Consider the following 1370-nt stretch of genomic DNA (forward strand, 5'->3'; position numbering starts at 1 on the left):
ATGTATAAATAATAATAATTTTTGATCGCTTTCTAAATAACGATTTAAAGCTTTTTCTACTATAATATTATCCGCTTCCAGTTGAAATTCACTTGGAATCGAGTCATCGTGAAAGAAAGAAGCTAAACTTTGTATGCCCTCTTCTGTTTGAATACGTCCTACTACTTCGTATCCAATTACAGTATGCTCATCAGCACTAAAAATAGCTTGATAATAAGGAAGGACTTTATCCAAGTTACTCATTACATCTAATGCATCTATCAACGTGCTTCCCTCCCTTTACTTTTCAAAAATTATAACATGATATTTACGGAAAAATAATAAAAAATCCCTTCAGTTTTCCTGAAGGGATTAGAGGGGTAAAATGCTAAGGGGAATTAGCAATTCTACTATGAAGAAAAAAGAGGTCTTAAATATAACGTATATATGACCTCTTGTAAACACTTTTCTTTCATATGTCACAATTCCGTCACATTTAGCCATAAAAAAATGAATCAAATATTCATTTTTTTATCCCTTTTAAAATGGATATTGATGTAAATGTTGTCCTCCATCCATTGTCATGCAAGTTCCATTTATGTACGCAGCTTCATCTGAACATAAATAATAAGCTAGACCAGCGATTTCTTCTGGCGTACCCAGCCTTCCAAGCGGAACACTTTGTATCGTACGTTTAGCCATTTCTTCTGAAATCCATAATTTATCAGCACCGCCCGTACGTTCAATTGGTCCTGGCGCGATAGCGTTAACTCGTATTCCATATTTACGTCCCCACTCAACAGCGAGCGTCTTCGTCATCGCTAATACTCCTGCCTTCGCTGCAGCCGAATGAATAACTCCTGGACCAGCATCCCATGCATATGTTGCTACCATGTTAATGATATTCCCTTTTATACCTTTTTCAATCCAATATTTTCCGACAGCATGACTACAGTAAAACGTACCGTTTAATACAATATTAATGACTGAATTCCAGCCATTCACAGATAAATCTTCTGCTGGACAAATAAAGTTTCCAGCTGCATTATTTATTAAAACATCAATTCTACCAAACTTCTCATCAATCTGTTCAATCATTTTCTGAATGTCATCCGTATTTCTTACATCCATTTGTACAGGTAATACTTGCCCTGGAAATTGTTCAATTTCCAACTTTGTTTCCTCTAGTTTTTCCTTTGTACGTCCTGTAATAACAACTCGTGCCCCTTCTTTTGCAAAACGAGTCGCCATTCCTTTTCCCATTCCACTCGATCCACCTGTTATAATAACTACCTTTTCTTTCACATACATCCCCTCCCAAAAATGAATACACATTCATTTTATCACTTTATTTAATAGAAATCTTTATATTTTTAAACTTTTCTGATATT

The 1370-nt window shown here is 35.1% G+C and carries 1 protein-coding gene and 1 pseudogene; both read right to left on the reverse strand.

Going from position 1 to position 1370, the window contains the following annotated elements; translation table 11 throughout:
• Positions 1 to 264: pseudogene (locus ACQGS6_RS28525) on the reverse strand (diguanylate phosphodiesterase); the annotation flags it as partial.
• A gap of 255 nt (positions 265 to 519) precedes the next feature.
• Positions 520 to 1284, reverse strand: a complete 765-nt coding sequence (gene fadH / locus ACQGS6_RS28530) for a 2,4-dienoyl-CoA reductase (RefSeq protein WP_000660913.1) — start codon at positions 1282 to 1284, stop codon at positions 520 to 522.
• Positions 1285 to 1370 lie beyond the last annotated feature (86 nt).

This window comes from Bacillus sp. GMs2/2, from assembly GCF_050172095.1.
Lineage (GTDB): Bacteria > Bacillota > Bacilli > Bacillales > Bacillaceae_G > Bacillus_A > Bacillus_A cereus.